Raw genomic sequence first — 18,097 nt, 5'->3', positions numbered from 1 at the left:
TGTCACGCGATTTGAAAACAAGGCAAGAAGAGGTGTCAGCTTCATGTATCCAGAGCTCAAACTGTTCATAGATGGCGCGTGGCGAAAGACCGGGCGTGACATCCCGGTGATTAACCCGGCGACCGAAGAAGAGCTTGGACGGCTGCCCTGCGCGTCGGTCAAGGACCTGGACGATGCGCTGGAAGCTGCTGTCAAAGGCTTCCGCGTCTGGAGCCGCACGTCTCCTCGCGAACGCGCGGATACAATCCTGCGCGCTGCGGCCCTGATGCGCGAACGCATCGACATGATTGCGCATTCAATGACCTTGGAACATGGCAAACCCTTCAAGCAAGCCCGGCTAGAAGTGATCCGCGGGGCCGAGTTCTTTGAATGGGATGCGGGCGAGGCCATGCGAACCTATGGGCGGATCATTCCTGCGGCCCGGGGTCACAAATTTGCTGTACATCACCAGCCCATCGGCGTTGTCGCCGCGTTTTCACCGTGGAATTTCCCCATGAGCCAACCGGCCCGGAAAATCGCCGGAGCATTGGCTTCGGGGTGCTCGGTGATCTTGAAAGCAGCAGAAGAAACGCCCGCAGGGGCTTTACATATTGCCAAAGCGTTTGAAGATGCCGGGTTGCCGCCAGGCGTTCTGAATTTGGTATTTGGGGAACCGGCGGAAATTTCCGGGCATCTGATCCCTCAGGACCCGGTCCGCCTTGTGGCGTTTACCGGATCTACAACTGTTGGGCGGCACTTGACCGCACTCGCGGCGCAGCATGATACGCGCGTTCTGATGGAGTTGGGCGGGCATGCGCCGGTCATTGTGTGCGAAGACACGGACGTACAAGCTGCGGCGATCTCTGGTGCGGTGCGCAAGATGCGCAACGCGGGGCAGGTCTGTACCTCGCCCACTCGCTTCTTTGTGCATCAGAGCATTTTTGATACCTACGCCCATAATTTTGTGCAGCGGGCCGCTGAAACAGTTGTTGGTAACGGTTTGGATTCAGAGGTCGAAATGGGCCCTCTTGCCAACGACCGCCGGGTGCCTGCGCTGAATGAATTGGTCGAGGACGCGCGCGCCAACGGAGCGATTGTCGCCACAGGAGGCGCGCCTTTGGGAAACCAGGGCTATTTCTTCCAGCCTACGGTCTTGTTGAACGTTCCCGAGGCCGCGCGGATCATGCAGGAAGAACCGTTTGGTCCAGTGGCCGTCATCAACCCTGTGTCGTCGTTGGACGAAGCAATCGAACAAGCAAATTCTGTTCCCTATGGTCTGGCCGGATACGCCTTTACCAACAGGGCAGACTATATTGATCGGCTGGTTGATGAGGTCGAGGTTGGCAACCTGTCGATCAACACGCTTGAAGCGTCGATGCCGGAAACACCCTTCGGAGGGGTCAAATCCAGCGGGTCCGGCCGTGAAGGCGGTACCGAAGGGCTTGAAAACTACATGACGGTCAAGAACGTCTGGCATTCAGCCAAGATTGTCTGAGCAGCTTTGCAAATCCCGAGAACCGCACGATTTGCCGCGCATAAAACGCTTCGCAAGTAACGCGTTGTCCGGCTACCAAGGGTAAGTCTACTCGGCAAGCATCAGGTCGGAGGTATCATGGTGTTCACTCACAGCCATCCCGTGACAACCAAAGACACCCCACCCGAAAAGTCTCCGACCGCACCTCTTGGTGTGGCCATTGCCATGGGTGTCGCGCTTGTTTTCATACTTTCGGTGTTTCTGTACATGTCCCGAGAAACCACGGACCGTATTGGCGACATGCGAAAGGTTTGGCAGGGTTATTCTGTCGAGACGACCCCGCGCGGATATTGGATATCGGAAATCCGGGGATATTTTGGCTATGGTGGGCTGATCCACAACTTCAAGAATTACGTGTTGCGGCTTGACGCCGAGTACAGTCCGATTTTGCAAACACAGTCGCAGAACCTTCTGACAACGATTGAGACCTATCGAAATGCCGCGCCTTCGCAGATCGAACTGGATGCATTGCAGAGAATCGAGAAGGTGGCGCGGGAGTACATCGGGAATATTCCCAAGATCGAAGCAGGGATAGCAGCGGGTCTGCGTGCTGAAGAAATAGATGCGCTGGTGCGGGTCGATGACAGCGATGCCCTTGAAGCGCTGTCCCAGCTCGAGGCGCTTTGGATCACCGAGCGGGATCAAAGCTTATCGGACATGGTTCAGGCGTTCTCGGAAGGGGAACAACTGGTGCGACGTTTCTCTGTCCTGCTGGTTGGCCTGATTGTTGTTGTCGGCGTTATTGCGATCCTGACCACATTGCTAATCACCAACATCCTGCGCGCCAACCGGCGTCTGAAAGCCGAACTAGAGCTGCGTGAGCAAGTAGAACTGGCCGAACGCAAACTGGCACGGGCGGTCGAACAGAGCCCGGCATCGATCATAATCACCGACACCGACCTGAAAATAGAATATGCCAATCGCAAGTTCTTTGATCTGAGTGGGTATGAGGCGGACGAGGTCTATGGGCGCACCCCCAGAATGCTGCAATCGGGACATTCAGGGCAGGGGGTTTACGCCGATCTAAGGCAGAAACTGCAGCGCGGGCAAAGCTGGTACGGTGTTTTTCGGAACCTCAGCAAAGACGGCAACCATTTTTGGGTCTCGACCGCGATTTTCCCGTTGGTCGATCAAAACGGCAAGGATACACACTACATCGGTATCGGCGAAGACATCACCGCAACCCGGCGGACACATGAGCAATTTGCCCAAGTTCAAAAAATGGAAGCAGTGGGCATTCTGGCGGGCTCGGTTGCACATGATTTCAATAATGTGTTGATGAGCATCACCGGAAACGCCGATCTGATCGAATTGGATGCGGACGGGAACGACGACATCCAAAACTCGGTCAATCACATTCGTATTGCCGCCCGCCGTGCGCAAGCGTTGGTCCGCAAGATGTTGACATTCGCCCGGCAAAGACCCCGTAACCCGCGCCGCGGCGATATGGTCAAAGCCACGCAAGAGGCGCTGGACCTTATCCGGGTGTCTGCGCCACCCAGTGTCCAAACACGCTTTGACGTAGAGATCGAAACCGCTTTCTCCGATTTTGATGGCACCCTGTTCTTCCAGACTCTTTTGAACCTGTGTCACAATGCGTTTGAAGCTATCGGCGATCAGCCCGGCGAAGTTGTGTTGCGCATAGGCTTGGCCGACAAGGATGTGCTGGATGACCTGCCAGACGGCGCCATCGGCGTGATCCGTCTGGATGTCAGCGACACGGGCCCAGGCATTTCCCAGGACTTGCAGGAACAGGTATTCCAACCCTTCTTTTCAACGAAGCCTGTTGGCAAAGGCACCGGTCTGGGTTTGACCATCGTGCATAACACCGTTGAGGAATGCCACGGTCGTGTTGAGCTGCATTCGGAGCCAGGCAAAGGCACCTGTTTCAGCCTCTACTATCCGTTGATGCCTGCACTCAGCCTTGAAGATCAGGCCGAGGTCGAAGCTGTCGCCGGGGACGAACATGTCCTGTTGGTCGACGATGATGAGAACATTCTTTACGTGACCCGGCGGCTGCTGACGAGATACGGTTATCGTGTCGAGGCGTATTCCGATCCGCTCAAAGCGCGCGATGCGTTTCGCGAGAACCCCGACGGCTATGACATCCTGATCAGCGACCTGATGATGCCCGGTCTGCGGGGTACAGATCTGATCGAATCCGTACGCGCGATCCGGTCTGATTTACCGGCTATTTTGATCAGCAGTTATTTCGACGATGCCGAGGTGACGGTTGCTGGGGCTTCGCCAATCATGGTTCAAAAACCACTGGAAGTTCAGTCACTAGCCCGGATCATCCGGTCTCAAATGACCTGAGTTTGTAACATAATTTAACATCTCTTCTCATAAATTAACAAAGGTCAAATTCTCACGAAACAACTGCTCCTTAGTCTTTGCTCAGCCGGTCCTTGGCCAAGCCGAGAGATCGGAATAGCGAAAAAGGGGCTTTTAGATGATGACCAAAGCCAGAACATGGTTCTCGGCGCTATCGACAGTTTCGCTGCTGACGATGGGCGTCGCGTTCCCGGTTCACCAGGCCCAGGCGGATGAGCCGGGCCCGGTAGAAGCCATAGAGTTCGACCCAGCCAAGGCGGCCCTTGGCAAACGATTGTTTTTCGATCCACGATTGTCAGGCGACACCGAACTGTCATGCGCCAGCTGTCACCAGCCGGAAAACGGGTTCACCGACGGGCAAGCGCTGTCAGATGCATATGCGGGCAGCCTGCATTTCCGCAACGTACCGACGCTGATCAACAGCGCCAAGCGCGCAGCGTGGTTCCACGACGGTCGCATAGGCACCAACCTCAACGACGTGACCCGCGAAAGCATCACCGAGACTTACTCGATGAATATGGACATGCGTCTGATGCAGGAACGCATCAAGCAAGACCCGGTCTATGTCGAAATGTTCGAAGCCGCCGGATTTGGCGAGCCCTCGAACGGTGGTGTTCGCAATGCGATCCCGGAATACCTGAAAACCCTGATTTCGCGCGGTGCTCCGTTTGACACCGGTGAGATGTCGGATGAGGCCAAAGCAGGGTACGAGTTGTTCAATGCCAGCGGCTGTAACTCCTGCCACTCGGGTGAGCGGTTCACCGACGATCTACCGCACAACATCGGCGTTGGCGACAATCCCGATATCTGGGCAAATCCGGAACGTCACATCACCTTCGTGACCATGATGAAGTTCCTCGGCGTCGAGAACTACATGAACCTGCGCGACGATCCGGGTGCCTATATCCGCACACACACCGCTGACACGTTCGGCACCTTCATGACCCCCACGCTGCGCGAGCTGACCTATACCGCGCCGTATATGCACAACGGGTCGATTGCGACGCTCGAGGATGTGGTTGCTTTCTACAACGCCGGTGGCGGTGACGACGAAAACAAGGATCCGCGCATCAAACCGCTGAACCTGAACGAGACCGAACAAGCGCAGCTGGTGGCGTTCCTAAAGGCATTGTCCGGCGAGCCACTGACTGGCCCCGAATTCGTCGCCGAAGAGATCGATACGGACTATGCGCCGATCGAAAACTGGCAAGACGCAACAAACTGAGGAGTGGACCCATGAAAGACCTTAAGTCTTACCTTTCAGGCACAATTGCCACCGCTGCCCTGTTTGCCGTCCTTGGTTCGCAGGCCATCGCGGAAACCAGTATGGAGATTGAAGCCGGTATCGGCGGGGCAGATCCTGACCCGGATGCGCCGCTGGTGGCGCTGGGTGAACCACCCATCCCATTGGACAACCCTCAAACCGACGCCAAGATCGAACTGGGCAAGATGCTGTTCTTCGACGCGCGTCTGGGCGGCAACCCGTCCACGCCATGCTCGGCCTGCCACAGCCCGGATGTGGGCTGGGATGTCGAAGCACCGATTTCGTTCGGCTATCCCGGCACAACACACTGGCGCAACAGCCAGACCATCGTGAATTCGGCTTACTACGGTAAACTGTTCTGGGCAGGCTCAAGCAAAAGCCTTGAAAGCCAGGCCAAATCCGCCGCAGGCGGTGCGGTTGCCGGCAACGGCGAGGCCGACATGATGGAGGCGCGTTTGGCCTTCGTTCCCGAATATGTCGAACGGTTCAACGATGTCTTCGGCGACCAGTGGCCGCGTATCGGCAATGCCTGGCGGGCTATTGCTGCGTTTGAACGCACTATTGTCCAGACTGATACGCCCTTCGACAATTATCTGCGCGGGGACGATGCGGCGCTGACCGAAGAACAGAAACGCGGATTGGAGTTGTTCACTGGCAAGGCGCAATGTTCCGAATGCCACAACGGCGCGCTGCTGTCGGATGAGAAATACTACAACACTGGCGTGCCCGCCTATGACGGCTGGCAGGATGACGGCCTGGCGCAGGTGACTTTCCGGTACGAGCTCTATGCCAAAGGTTCGACCGAAGAGATGTATCGCCACACCAAGGACGACCCCGGCTTCTATTTCCGCACCAAGGAAAAGGCTGACAAGGGCAAGTTCCGTACGCCAAGCCTGCGCTACACACTCTATACCGAACCCTACATGCACAACGGCATGTTGGAGTCGCTTGAGGATGTGGTTGAATTCTACAACCAGGGCGGCGGCGAGAATGAGTTCTCTGCCAACAAAACCCAGCTGATCCAACCCCTTGGCCTGAATGATCAGGAAAAGGCGGATCTGGTGGCCTTCCTGAAATCCCTGTCCGGTGACGAGATCTTGGTCGAAGAACCTGATCTACCGGACTACCAGCCGCTTCCTGCGGTTGCAGCAGAGGAGTAAGCGTCATGAAAGATCATAACGCAACCGGATGCAGCTGTTCGGGTGAGGCCAAAAAGGCCTGCACCGTGAACCGCCGCCAGTTCCTGTTCGCCTCGGGTGCCACGACCTTTGCCGTGATGGTGGCGATGCCCACCCGACACGGTCAGGCCGAACAGGTGCCCGCCCTTGTGTCCACCTATCCGCGTAAGCTGATCGGCAAACTGTCCGAGCTGGAACAGGATGTACCGGTCGAGTTCTACTACCCGGATGAGGGCGACTATTCGGACTCGATCCTGGTCAAGACCGGCGTGGAAAGCGGCGGTGGCATCGGACCGAAAAAGGACGTTGTGGCCTTTAACCTCACCTGCACCCATCAGGGTGGGTCGATGTATGACAGCTACAAGCCGGAACATAAGGTGCTGGGCCCGTGCCCGCTGCACCTGTCCACCTATGACGTGACACGGCACGGCATCCTCGTTTCGGGGCAAGCCTACCAGTCATTGCCACAGGTCCTTTTGGAACTGGACGGTGATGACATCTACGCCGTTGGCATGTTCGGCCTGATCTACGGCCGTTACGACAATCTGATTGCATAAGGGGAAACGGTATCATGGCAACCCCGTATTACGTACCCGAAACCAACGTCCCGCTGCCGCCCAAAGGCGCCGAGGTTATTTCGACCGCCTGTGATTACTGCATCGTGGCCTGTGGTTACAAAGTCTACCGTTGGCCCGTGACGGCCAAACCCGGTGGCCCAACTGCGGACGAGAATGCCTTTGGCGAGGATTTCCCCGTCGCACCGCTGGGTGCCTGGGTCGCGCCGAACCAGCACAATATCGTTCTGCACAAAGGTCAGCCGCACCATGTGGTGATCATTCCTGACAAGGACACGCAATACGTCAACACAGACGGCGACAGTTCCTTGCGGGGCGGGTGTATCGCGCAGAAATGCTATAACCCGCAAACACCGACACGCGACCGTCTGAAGACACCGCTGATGCGGATCTATGGCACGCTAATGCCGGTTCCGTGGGATCTGGCGCTGGATGTGGCAGCTGAGGTGGGCAACCACGTCATCGCCAAGCACGGCACCAATGCTTATGGCGTGAAGACTTTCAGCTATCAGTATATCGAGAACACCTATGCGATCTCGAAATACGCGCTGCGCCATATCAACACTGCGAATTTCACCTTCCACGACACGCCGTCCGATGTGACCTCGACCCCCGGGTTCCGGGATGCGGGTTTTGACAACTTTGGCCCCTCGTACGAGGACTGGCGTGATGCGGAAACCCTGCTGGTCTGCGGCACCGACCCGTATGAGACCAAGACCATCCTTTATACCCAATGGATGATGAAGGGGATGCAGAATGGTCAAAAGGAGATTTATCTGATCCCGCGCCGGTCTGCTGGTGTGGCTCATGCCGAGAAAATGGGCGGTCTGCATATCGACGTTCTGCCGGGCACTGACCTGCTGGTCGTCAACGCCATCGCCCGTGTCATCGTGGAAAATGGCTGGGAAGACAGCGATTGGATCAAGAAATGGGTCAACAACAAGTGGGAAAGCTCATCCGGCTTTGGTCAGGGCACCCGGAACACGCCATGGCAGTGGCGGACAACCTGGGGCAAATTCCAGACCAAGGGCTTTGACGACTGGAAAGAGTGGCTTCTTTCGCAGGACGAGTTCGCGCCTGAGACTGCGGCGGCCATGGCCGAGATCGACGTGCAGAAGATCTACACGGCTGCCGAATGGCTCGCCAAACCCAAGGATGACGGCTCGCGCCCGAAAACTTCGATCATGATCGAGAAAGGGTTCTATTGGTCCAACAATACCGGCAACACGCAGGCGATTTCTGCTCTGGGCATCATCTGTGGGTGTGGCGGACGTCCGGGTCAGGTCATTGGCCGGGCCGGTGGCCACCAGCGGGGCGGCGTGAAGGGCGGGAAATACCCGCGCAACAAATCGCCCGAGAAACTGCCGGGTCGCCGTCGCCGCGCCATGGATACCGACCGGTATCTGATCGCAGGCCATACCCGTATGGCACACGTGATCGGCACCACCTGGATCCAGTCCATGTGCGGCAGCCAGCAATTGGCCGACAAGTTCGAAGAACTGACTGTTCGCAACCCGCACCAGATCGCCAGCTTCGACAAGCAAGAGATGATCGACACGCTGAAGGCCCGCGCCGACAGTGGTGGCTTGGTGGTGATCAACCAGGACATCTATCTGCAGGACCCGATCGGCAACCGTTACGCCGACATCGTGTTCCCCGCAGCGACCTGGGGCGAAGAGGACTTCTTACGCGCCAATGGCGAACGCCGTCTGCGCCTGTATCAGAAGTTCTATGATGCGCCCGGTTCAGCGAAGCCTGACTGGTGGATCGTCGGACAGTTGGCGCAGCGGATGGGCTTTGACGGGTTCGACTGGCAGAACTCGAACGAAGTCGCGGAAGAGGCCGTGCGCTTTACCCGTGGGTCGCGCAAGGACTTCCACGCGGTCTACCGCTTGGCCAAGAAAGAGGGCAAAGGCCTTCACCAGAAGGTTCGCGAATTCGGCACCGATGGTGTGCAATGCCCGGTCATGCTGGATACCGATGGGGTCACGCTGATTGAAACCAAGCGTCTGCACGACACAACCCGCACGCTGCCTGACACCGGTGCAGCCGGCGCGGATGTGTTCAACAAGAAGCTGACGCATTTCAACAGCCAGACCGGCAAGTGCAACATCCAGAAATCGCCGTGGAACCTGTTCTCGGACTATTGGGAATGGCTCAGCCCGAACAAGGAAGAAGGCGAGCTTTGGGCGACCTCGGGCCGGATCAACGAACGCTGGCAGTCCGGCTTCGATGACCGCCGCCGCCCGTATATCGTGCAGCGCTGGCCGGAAAACTGGGTCGAAATCCACCCTGACGATGCAGCTGAACGCGGCATCGAAAGCGGCGACTATGTGATGGTGTATTCGGAACGGGTTCCGGGCAACAAACACACGCTGCTGGGTGTGGAAGGCGATGACTTCCAGTTCTCGAAACTGATGGAGAACGGGCATATCGAGCTGACCAAGGCGGCGATTACCGCCGTGGCCATGGTCACGCCTGCCATCAAGAAAAGCGTGGTCTACATGGACTTTCTGCACATGCAGCAACCTGCAAACGCGCTTGAGGGCCGGATCGTCGACTGGATCAGCGGCAACTACAACTACAAGATGGGTGTCGCCAAAGTCCGCAAACTGGGGCCCAGCCCCTACAAAACGTCGTTCCGCACGATGTCCTTTGCACCGCGTGACATCGCCTGATGACAGCATGCCGGGGGGCGGACGCCATGCCGCCCCTCTGGTTCGGTCCCACTGCAGAAGGGACCACCTGGAAGGCAGGTATCGGTTGGGAAACCTGCCTTCCACTTCCCAACCTTCCCAACACAAACATGGCAGCTTGATATGAACATTCAGACCAATACCGCCCTGAGAGATGAGGCCACCGGCCTGTTTTCCGAATACGCAAAATCCGAATATGACGTCATTCGTCTGCGCGCGATTCAGGCCCTGACCACAATAGGCGCCAGCAATAGCCCGGCTCTGATCGAAGCGCTTCTGGACGACGATGAGGACGTCCGCCAGGATGCCGCCCAGGCGTTGGGTGCATTGGGTGTGAAAGAAGCAGTTCCGCAATTGCTTGAAAACCTGATCCACGACCCTTGCGGTGAGGTCAAACTGGCCTGCGTGACCGCTCTGGCCGAATTGCAAGCCGCAGACGCCACGCCCTATCTGCGCACACTCGTAACCGGACGTGGCGAAGAGATCACGTGGGACGAAGACGAGTTGCATCAGGATGAGTGGGACGATTGGCTGGACACCCAAATCGCAGCCATCCAGGCATTGGGTCAGATGGGGGATGCCGCTGCGATTGAACCCATTGTCGTGGCTTTGATGGACGAAGACGGGCAGGAGTTGGGCGAGGTTGCCTGCGAAGCCTTGGGACGGATCGGTGTACCAGCCGTACCGACTCTGGGCGTTTTCACACAGTCTTCAAACCGCCGCCTTCGCCACCGCGCCATACGTACCCTGGCGACGATTGGTGGCGCCGAAGCCGAAGGCATTCTGCGCAAAGCTTTGAATGACAAGGACGGCGCAGTTCGTTTGATTGCCTATGAAGCACTGATGCCCAACGATCCGGTTTTGGTCGAACAGGCATTGACGGACTCTGTGGAAGAAATTCGGATTGCCGCGCTCAACCAGTCCGGTTTTTCGGAACCCGAACTGCTGGACCGTATGATGCGTGATCCCGGTGCCAAGGTTCAACTGGCGCTGATCGGTCGACTGGATCGTAGCCAGCCTATCACGGATGAGGAAGATTTGCGCTGGCAAGTGCTGGACTTCCTCGCCACCGGTCAACAGCCTGAGGTCTCGGCGCAGGCGTTGGGTCTGTTGTCAGCCTTGGCGCCGAATTTGGTGGCGGATCGCCTGAATGCGCTCTTTTCTGTAGAAAGTGATGACCTCAAGGCTGAGCGTTTGCAATGGGCTATCGTGGATGCTCTTGCAACTTCGCCCCTGCAAGAGGCGGCAGAATGGTTGCAGCGTGCATGTCGCTCACCCTTCCGATCCGTTCGGCTCAAAGCTGTAGCGTCACTTGCCTTGATCGTTACTGATGCGGATCGTCCGCATGTAAACCAACAACAGGGCCGCGAGTTGCTGCTGTCCTACGCTTTGGCCCCTATGCCGGTTGCAGTAGAAGAGGAAGAAAAAGACGCTCCACTAGCCGACATTGCTGCTTTGCAGGACGCCGGTCTGGATGTGTCCGAGGGCGGCGAGAATGGTCCGACGTCCAGCCTCGGTGCGATTCTGGGACATGACGCTATTGCTGCTGAGATGACACAAGAGGCCGCGGAAGACGACCTTCAGCCGCTTACCCCGCGCGAACAAGCTCTGTTGGCCAAGGCTACCCGCCATCCCAAACGCCGCCGCGTGGCGCTGGACGACGATGCCGAGGCGCTGAACAGAGAGACCCGCATGTCTGCCATCCGCTTGTTGGGCGAAATTCGCGGGATGCAGATCATGCTTGCCCAGATCGCCAAGGACCCCGAAAGCGACATAGCCCAACACGCCTTTGCGGCGCTTGGCGTTTCGGTTGTGCGCAACGGGCTTGAGCTGGACGAAGCGCAACTGATCGACCTGATCACTCAAGGGCTTTCGCACACAGACTCCACCCTTTCGCTGCAAGCGCTGAAATTGCTGCAGAAGGCCGATCTGCCACCGCAAGACGCGCTGAGAGGTAAATTGCGAGCGATGGTAAGAACCGGAGACACCGCCTTTCGCATCGATGCCATGCACGTCCTGACCCGATGGGATGGCACCCCGGACGTGGCGCGTAGCCTGCTGGATGACATCTCGGCCCCGGTGCGGCAAGCAGCGATGCGTCTTTTGTCAGTGACAGCTCCGGATCAGGCAGGCGCTGCTATTGTGCCGTTCTTGTTGGCCAACCCTGAACAGCGCATCCTGACCTATGTCAAAGACGACGCCCCTGCGGTGATGTCCATTGGTCGCCAATTGCTGACCGAGCTGCGCGACGAAGACCACCGCGCCGAATGGCCGGTAATGATAAGCGCGCTGGCCGATCTGTTGGGGGAACCTTCACGGGCGGCCTGAACCCGGAGGGACAGATGGTATTTTCGCTGAAACTATGTGCAGCGATATTGGTAGGGGCTATAGCATTTGCTCCTGCAGCACAGGCCGAGGATGTTCCCGAGGTTGCCGTTGTGCATCAGATCATCGATTTGAACGCCGATACCCCGGCACATGCCTTTCGGTTTGAACCGAACCTTTTGCGTGTCCCCACCGGAGCAACTGTGCGCTTCAAGGGGTCGACCGGGCGTCACACGGTAACGTCGATTATCCGAATGATCCCCGTCGGAGCCCGTAGTTTCGAGATCAGGGGCAAGCCCGAGATGGACCTGACCTTCGAGAAAGAGGGCGTCTATGGTATTCGCTGCCGCGTGCATGGCCGACATGGTATGGTCATGCTGCTGGTTGTCGGCGATCCCAACTCGAACCTGGAAGAGGCGCGCGCCTATCTGCCCAAACTCGGTGAGGCGGAACAAGCTGGATTTGAAGCGCTGTTCGAACAATTGGAGAACCAAAATGGCTGATGGATGCGCCTGTGATCGTCACGCTCATATGTATTTGTCTGTCGATCAGGCACTGAACCGCGGCTTGGCCGTCTCTGATCCGTTGACCGACACGGAAACATTGCCGTTGATCCAAGCGATCGGACGGGTTTTGGCAGAGGACTGCGCCAGCAAGGTCGACATGCCCGCCTTTGATAATTCGGCAATGGACGGCTATGCGGTTCGGACTCAGGATCTGGGCGACGGTCCGCTGTTCGATTTGCCGGTTGGCGGTCGCATCGCAGCGGGCGACAGTGGCGAGCATTCGGCCCCATTGGGCAGTGCACTGCGCATTTTCACTGGCGCGCCGGTTCCGGGTGATTTCGATGCTGTACTGATGCAGGAAGATTGTGAAGCCACAGAGACGGGCATTCGGTTCACCCGCCGGCCAAAACCGGGGCAGCATATCCGCCGGGTAGGCGAGGACCTGAACGCTGGTGCCCCAATCCTGCGTCGAGGATGCGAGATTACCGCACGAGAAGCTGCAGCATTGGCGTCTGCCGGGTATGGTGCAGTCAACGTGGTGCGCAAGCTGAGGGTTACGATCTTTTCAACGGGAAGCGAGCTGAAACAACCGGGTGAGGATCTTGCTCCCGGTCAGATATACAACTCGAACCGCTATATGTTACGGGCGTTGTTGGATAAACCCTGGATCGATTTGACCGACAAGGGCCCGGTCGAAGATGACCCGACACTGTTAGAGCGGGTTTTGCGCGATGCGTGTGAGACATCTGATCTGATCATCACGACCGGCGGTGTTTCGGTTGGGGATGAAGACCACATGCCGCGCTTGTTTGAGGCGATTGGCGGCCGGACCGAAGTGATGAAGGTCGCTATGAAACCCGGCAAACCGATCATGTTCGGACGGCGCGGGGACGCTCTTTATGTCGGGCTGCCGGGCAATCCGGTATCGGCCTATGTGACCTGGCAAATTGTAGGATCACAAATGATGGCAAGACGAGCCGGCTTGCATCGCGCACCTCAAGCACCGGAACACGCGGTTCTGGCGGAACCGCTGCAACGCCGCGCTGGTCGACAAGAGTATCGTCCCGTTCAGATCGAAGGCGTCTCCGCAGATGGGTCGCCGCGCCTGCGGCTGATGGCTCCGTCCTATAGTGGGCGCGTCGCGTTGCTGGCGCAGGCCGACGGTTTGGTGGTCATACCGGCCGAAACTGAAACAATGTCCTCGGGGCAGGGGCTGAGCTTTCTAAGGTTCTGATGTCGCGCGTTATGTTGAAAACTGTTACCGCTCGCGGCTTGCGCGATTCAAGCGGGCGCGGTTACAACAGATCTGCGCCAGCCTGCAACGCCCGCCCGGAAACCCTTATGGTCAAAGAACATATTCTTGTTGTTGATGATGATCCGCAGATCACCTCGTTCTTGCAGAGGTATCTTGAGAAGCAGGGTTGTCAGGTCACATGCGCGGCGGATGGTACTGCAATGGATGCGGTTCTGGCCCTTGGGGGTGTGGATCTGATCCTGCTGGATATCGGTTTGCCGGGGCGCAACGGTTTTGACATTACGCGTGAGCTTCGCGTTGAATCGAACATCCCGATTATCGTTTTGTCGGGCCGCGATGACATATTTGATCGGGTTGTCGGTCTGGAATTCGGGGCTGACGATTATATCACCAAGCCCTTTGAAGCACGCGAGGTTCTGGCGCGCATCAGAACCGTACTGCGCAGAAGCCGCGCAGAAGAGAGTTTGACCTCTGAAAACGGGTCTGAATCTGTGCTTATCACCTTCGGTGACTGGGTTTTGAACCCTCATGAACGGACGTTGACATCCAAAGACAGTGGACAGCAAACGCCCCTGACCACGACTGAGTTTGATGTTTTGCAAGCTTTTGTCACAAGCCCGCATATGGTTTTTTCACGCGATCAGTTGCTGGACAAGGCGCGGGGGCGCGAGACCGTTGTCGGTGATCGGACAATTGATGTCCACGTTTTACGGCTTCGCAAAAAAATCGAACCCGATCCGACCCAACCTACATTCATCAAGACAGTTCATGGAATCGGGTACTGCTTTGCCGCAAACGTGCGGAAATCCGGGGTTTGAGTCGGCGAACCGGTCAGGCAATCGACGTGTAACCGGCATCTGGGATGTGTTTGTTTTCAGATCCGTGGTTTCCCGCTTCTGAGGCAAATGAAGGTCTTCTTGCAGGTACATCCCATCACAACAAACACATACTCGTCTACAATTTGTCGCTCTTGTTAAAGTGCATGACGGAATATGCACTGACAGCGGCCATTCGGGTGTCTCAAGATGCGTTGGTGCACAGACAGTTAGGAACACATCCATATGCGGTATTCGGCACTCGCTATTTTGCGACAGGTTCTGAATGGTCACAGGGGTTGGGGCCCCGCGTGGCGAGATCCCGAGCCGCAATCAGACTATGATTTCATTGTCATCGGCGGTGGCGGTCACGGGCTGGCAACCGCCTACTATCTGGCGAAAGAGCACGGTGCAGCCAGAATCGCGGTCTTGGAAAAAGGCTGGATCGGTGGTGGTAACGTCGGTCGGAATACGACGATCATCCGGGCTAACTATCTGCTGGACGGCAACCAGCCGTTTTATGAGCTGTCGCTCAAGCTTTGGGAGAACCTTGAACAGGATCTGAATTATAATGCGATGGTCAGCCAGCGCGGCATTCTGAACCTTTGTCACACGGATTCACAGCGCGACGCCTACCGCCGTCGGGGCAACGCGATGATGTTCACCGACTCCGGTGCCGAACTGCTGGATACAGAGGGCGTGCGCGCGATGTATCCTTTCCTGAATTTTGACAACGCGCGGTTCCCGATCCTCGGCGGCTTGCTGCACCGGCGTGGCGGTACCGCACGACATGACGGGGTGGCCTGGGGCTATGCACGCGCGGCGGACCAGCGGGGCGTCGATATCATTCAGAACTGCGAAGTCACCGGATTTCGTATCGAAAACGGCAAAGTTCTGGGGGTTGAAACCACCCGAGGGTACATCGGTGCCAAAAAGGTGGGCGTCGCCGTTGCAGGTTCGTCTGGTCGCGTGATGGGGCAGGCGGGAATGCGTCTGCCTATCGAAAGTCATGTTTTGCAGGCTTTTGTGTCAGAAGGTCTAAAGCCTGTTCTGGACGGCGTGATCACCTATGGGGCCGGTCACTTTTACATCAGCCAGTCCGACAAGGGCGGGCTGGTGTTTGGCGGCGATATCGACGGCTACAACACCTACGCACAAAGGGGCAATTTGCCAGTGGTTGAGGATGTTGTTGAAGGCGGTATGTCAGTAATGCCGATGATTGGGCGTGCCCGTCTGCTTCGCATGTGGGGCGGTGTCATGGACATGTCGATGGATGGATCACCCTTTATCGATCACACAGGCATTGAAGGTCTCTATTTCAATGGGGGTTGGTGTTACGGCGGCTTCAAGGCAACACCGGCCTCGGGCTTTTGCTTTGCGCATCTGATGGCCACTGATCGCCCTCATGAGGTCGCCACCGCGTATCGCCTGGACCGCTTCAAAACCGGTCGGATGATTGACGAACGAGGCGCGGGCGCCCAACCGAATTTGCACTGAGGAAGCCAGGACATGATCATCAATCACCCACTGCTGGGCCCGCGTGATGCATCCGAGTTCACCTATCTGGGCGACGCCTCGTTGATCGAACGGCCGGATTGGCAGTCAGAAACAGCGCAAGACGAGTTTCACGACTATGTCTACTTGCGGGACAACCCTGCGGGCACGCATCGCGAGCTTTGGTTTCATGAGCAGGGGGACCGGTCCTGGCTGGTGGTTACCCGCAATACATTGACGCATGAAATTCTGGCAACGGAACTGGCGCGGGACGTTGCCCGCAAGATGGGGCGCGGGAAATGACTCAGAAAAATCGCTTGCAAGGGGGCTTAGTCGACCGCTCGAAAAAGCTGCGTTTTACGTTCGATGGGAAGTCATACGAGGGCTATCAGGGCGACACGCTGGCCTCGGCCCTTCTTGCCAATGACGTGCGGCTGGTTGGTCGTTCCTTCAAGTATCATCGCCCGCGCGGCGTGCTGGCGGCGGGTTCGGAAGAACCCAACGCGCTTGTCGAATTGCGGACGGGCAACAGGCAGGAACCGAACACGCGCGCGACGACGATCGAACTGTTTGACGGGCTTGAGGCGAAATCGCAGAACCGCTGGCCCTCGTTGGCGTTTGATGCGATGTCGATCAACGATCGGTTGTCGCCGTTTCTGACGGCAGGGTTCTACTACAAGACGTTTATGTGGCCCAAAGCGTTCTGGGAAAAGCTGTACGAGCCAATGATCCGCAAGGCCGCCGGGTTGGGCAGCCTGTCACAAGAAGACGACCCGGACATCTACGACAAAGGCTACCTGCATTGCGATGTGCTTGTGATCGGGGCGGGCCCATCGGGATTGATCGCCGCATTGACGGCGGCCCGGTCTGGGGCACGCGTCATTTTGGCTGACGAAGATAGCCAGATGGGCGGTCGCCTGCTGGCTGACAGCGACCGGTTCGCGGGTGTATCGAATGCCGATTGGGTTGCCCAGACGTTGGGCGAGCTGGCGTCAATGGACAATGTCCGCCTGCTGACACGCACCACTGTGTTTGGTGTGTACGATCATGGCATCTTTGGTGCGCTCGAGCGCGTGTCAGATCACCTCGCGGTGCCCGAAGCGGGCAAGCCGCGGCAGATTCTGTGGCGCGTTTACGCAAAGCGTTCGGTACTGTGTGCCGGGGCGACGGAACGGCCCATTGCGTTCGCCAACAATGATCGACCGGGCATCATGCTGGCAGGTGCGATGCGCGAATATGCAAACCGTTGGGCGGTTACACCGGGTCAGCGCGTTGCGATCTTCACCAACAACGACGAAGGCCACTTTGCCGCGCAAGACTTGATCCGCGCAGGGGTAAAGGTCGTCGCTGTGATCGACCCTCGTCACGACGTGCCACGCATTGCCGAGTGTGAATTGCTGGCGGGCGCACAGGTCACAGATGCGCGGGGCCGACTTGGATTGAAAATGATCACCGTGCAATTGTCCGACGGTCAGACCCGACCGATTGAGGTAAGCGGATTGGGTGTCTCGGGTGGGTGGAACCCGAATGTGCAACTGACGTGTCACCAACGCGGTCGCCCGCAATGGTCCGACACACTTGCAGCCTTCGTGCCGTCGGCAGATCTGCCAACGGGTATGGGTGTTGCAGGGGCTGCGGCGGGTGAGCTTACCAATTCCGGCGCGCTTGCGTCCGGCAAAGATGCGGCGCTTGCTGCCTTGAAAGACTTGGGGATCAAATCCAAACGGATGGACTTGCCCGAAAGCAAGGACGAAGAATACCAGATATCTCCGCTCTGGTACGTGCCCGGAAAGGGTCGCGCCTGGCTGGATTTTCAAAACGATGTGACTGTCAAAGACGTCAAGCTGGCAGAGCAGGAAGGGTTCCGAAGTGTCGAGCACCTGAAACGCTATACCACGCTGGGTATGGCGACCGATCAAGGCAAGACAGCAAACGTGGGCGCGTTGGCCGTTATGGCCGAGATCACGGGCAAGACCATACCTGAAACAGGCACCACGATCTTCCGACCTCCGTATACGCCGGTACCGATGGGCGCATGGGCAGGACGCTCGGTCGGGAAAGAGTTCAAACCCACCCGTCTGACGCCCAGCCATCAATGGGCTGAAGAACAGGGGGCTGTGTTTGTCGAGGTTGGCCCGTGGC

At 57.6% G+C, this 18,097-nt stretch carries 13 protein-coding genes; all 13 read left to right on the top strand.

From position 1 onward, the window contains the following. The first annotated feature begins 43 nt into the window (after positions 1 to 43). Entirely contained in the window at positions 44 to 1,474 is a 1,431-nt protein-coding gene (locus AC2FNU_RS02895) for an NAD-dependent succinate-semialdehyde dehydrogenase (RefSeq protein WP_496784624.1), read from the top strand. 117 nt (positions 1,475 to 1,591) lie between these two features. Beyond that, positions 1,592 to 3,829 (top strand): hybrid sensor histidine kinase/response regulator, encoded by a 2,238-nt coding sequence (locus tag AC2FNU_RS02890; RefSeq protein ID WP_496784623.1) that lies wholly within the window; start codon positions 1,592 to 1,594, stop codon positions 3,827 to 3,829. A gap of 139 nt (positions 3,830 to 3,968) precedes the next feature. Continuing rightward, the gene (locus tag AC2FNU_RS02885) at positions 3,969 to 5,072 is read left to right on the top strand and encodes a cytochrome-c peroxidase (protein WP_496784622.1); all 1,104 of its coding nucleotides are present in this window, start codon (positions 3,969 to 3,971) and stop codon (positions 5,070 to 5,072) included. A gap of 11 nt (positions 5,073 to 5,083) precedes the next feature. Beyond that, positions 5,084 to 6,271 (top strand): cytochrome-c peroxidase, encoded by a 1,188-nt coding sequence (locus tag AC2FNU_RS02880; protein ID WP_496784621.1) that lies wholly within the window; start codon positions 5,084 to 5,086, stop codon positions 6,269 to 6,271. A gap of 5 nt (positions 6,272 to 6,276) precedes the next feature. Then, positions 6,277 to 6,846 carry an arsenate reductase (azurin) small subunit gene (locus tag AC2FNU_RS02875; RefSeq protein WP_496784620.1) on the top strand — a complete coding sequence of 190 codons (570 nt, stop codon included), beginning with the start codon at positions 6,277 to 6,279 and terminating at the stop codon, positions 6,844 to 6,846. A 14-nt stretch (positions 6,847 to 6,860) separates the two neighbouring features. After that, positions 6,861 to 9,542, top strand: coding sequence for an arsenate reductase (azurin) large subunit (locus AC2FNU_RS02870; protein ID WP_496784619.1), 2,682 nt, complete (start codon positions 6,861 to 6,863; stop codon positions 9,540 to 9,542). A 141-nt stretch (positions 9,543 to 9,683) separates the two neighbouring features. Next, positions 9,684 to 11,888 carry a HEAT repeat domain-containing protein gene (locus tag AC2FNU_RS02865; protein WP_496784618.1) on the top strand — a complete coding sequence of 735 codons (2,205 nt, stop codon included), beginning with the start codon at positions 9,684 to 9,686 and terminating at the stop codon, positions 11,886 to 11,888. A gap of 14 nt (positions 11,889 to 11,902) precedes the next feature. Further along, positions 11,903 to 12,388 carry a plastocyanin/azurin family copper-binding protein gene (locus AC2FNU_RS02860; protein WP_496784617.1) on the top strand — a complete coding sequence of 162 codons (486 nt, stop codon included), beginning with the start codon at positions 11,903 to 11,905 and terminating at the stop codon, positions 12,386 to 12,388. Beyond that, complete coding sequence (locus AC2FNU_RS02855) at positions 12,381 to 13,625, top strand: molybdopterin molybdotransferase MoeA (RefSeq protein WP_496784616.1); 1,245 nt, start codon at positions 12,381 to 12,383, stop codon at positions 13,623 to 13,625. Before AC2FNU_RS02860 ends, AC2FNU_RS02855 begins: the two co-directional genes overlap by 8 nt. Before the next feature lie 107 nt (positions 13,626 to 13,732). Then, positions 13,733 to 14,464, top strand: coding sequence for a response regulator (locus AC2FNU_RS02850; RefSeq protein WP_496784615.1), 732 nt, complete (start codon positions 13,733 to 13,735; stop codon positions 14,462 to 14,464). Positions 14,465 to 14,707: 243 nt separating this feature from the next. Further along, positions 14,708 to 15,958 carry a sarcosine oxidase subunit beta family protein gene (locus tag AC2FNU_RS02845; RefSeq protein WP_496784614.1) on the top strand — a complete coding sequence of 417 codons (1,251 nt, stop codon included), beginning with the start codon at positions 14,708 to 14,710 and terminating at the stop codon, positions 15,956 to 15,958. 12 nt (positions 15,959 to 15,970) lie between these two features. Further along, on the top strand, positions 15,971 to 16,258 hold the full coding sequence (locus AC2FNU_RS02840) for a sarcosine oxidase subunit delta (RefSeq protein ID WP_171671459.1): 288 nt from the start codon (positions 15,971 to 15,973) through the stop codon (positions 16,256 to 16,258). Beyond that, positions 16,255 to 18,097, top strand: a 1,843-nt coding sequence (locus AC2FNU_RS02835; protein ID WP_496784613.1) for a 2Fe-2S iron-sulfur cluster-binding protein, incomplete at its 3' end; no start/stop codon positions are given. The genes AC2FNU_RS02840 and AC2FNU_RS02835, both read left to right, overlap by 4 nt.

This window comes from Ruegeria sp. BHSB064, assembly GCF_059613205.1.
The sequence above is the reverse complement of the archived record's forward strand: the minus strand, read 5'-3'. Positions and strand labels throughout refer to the sequence as shown.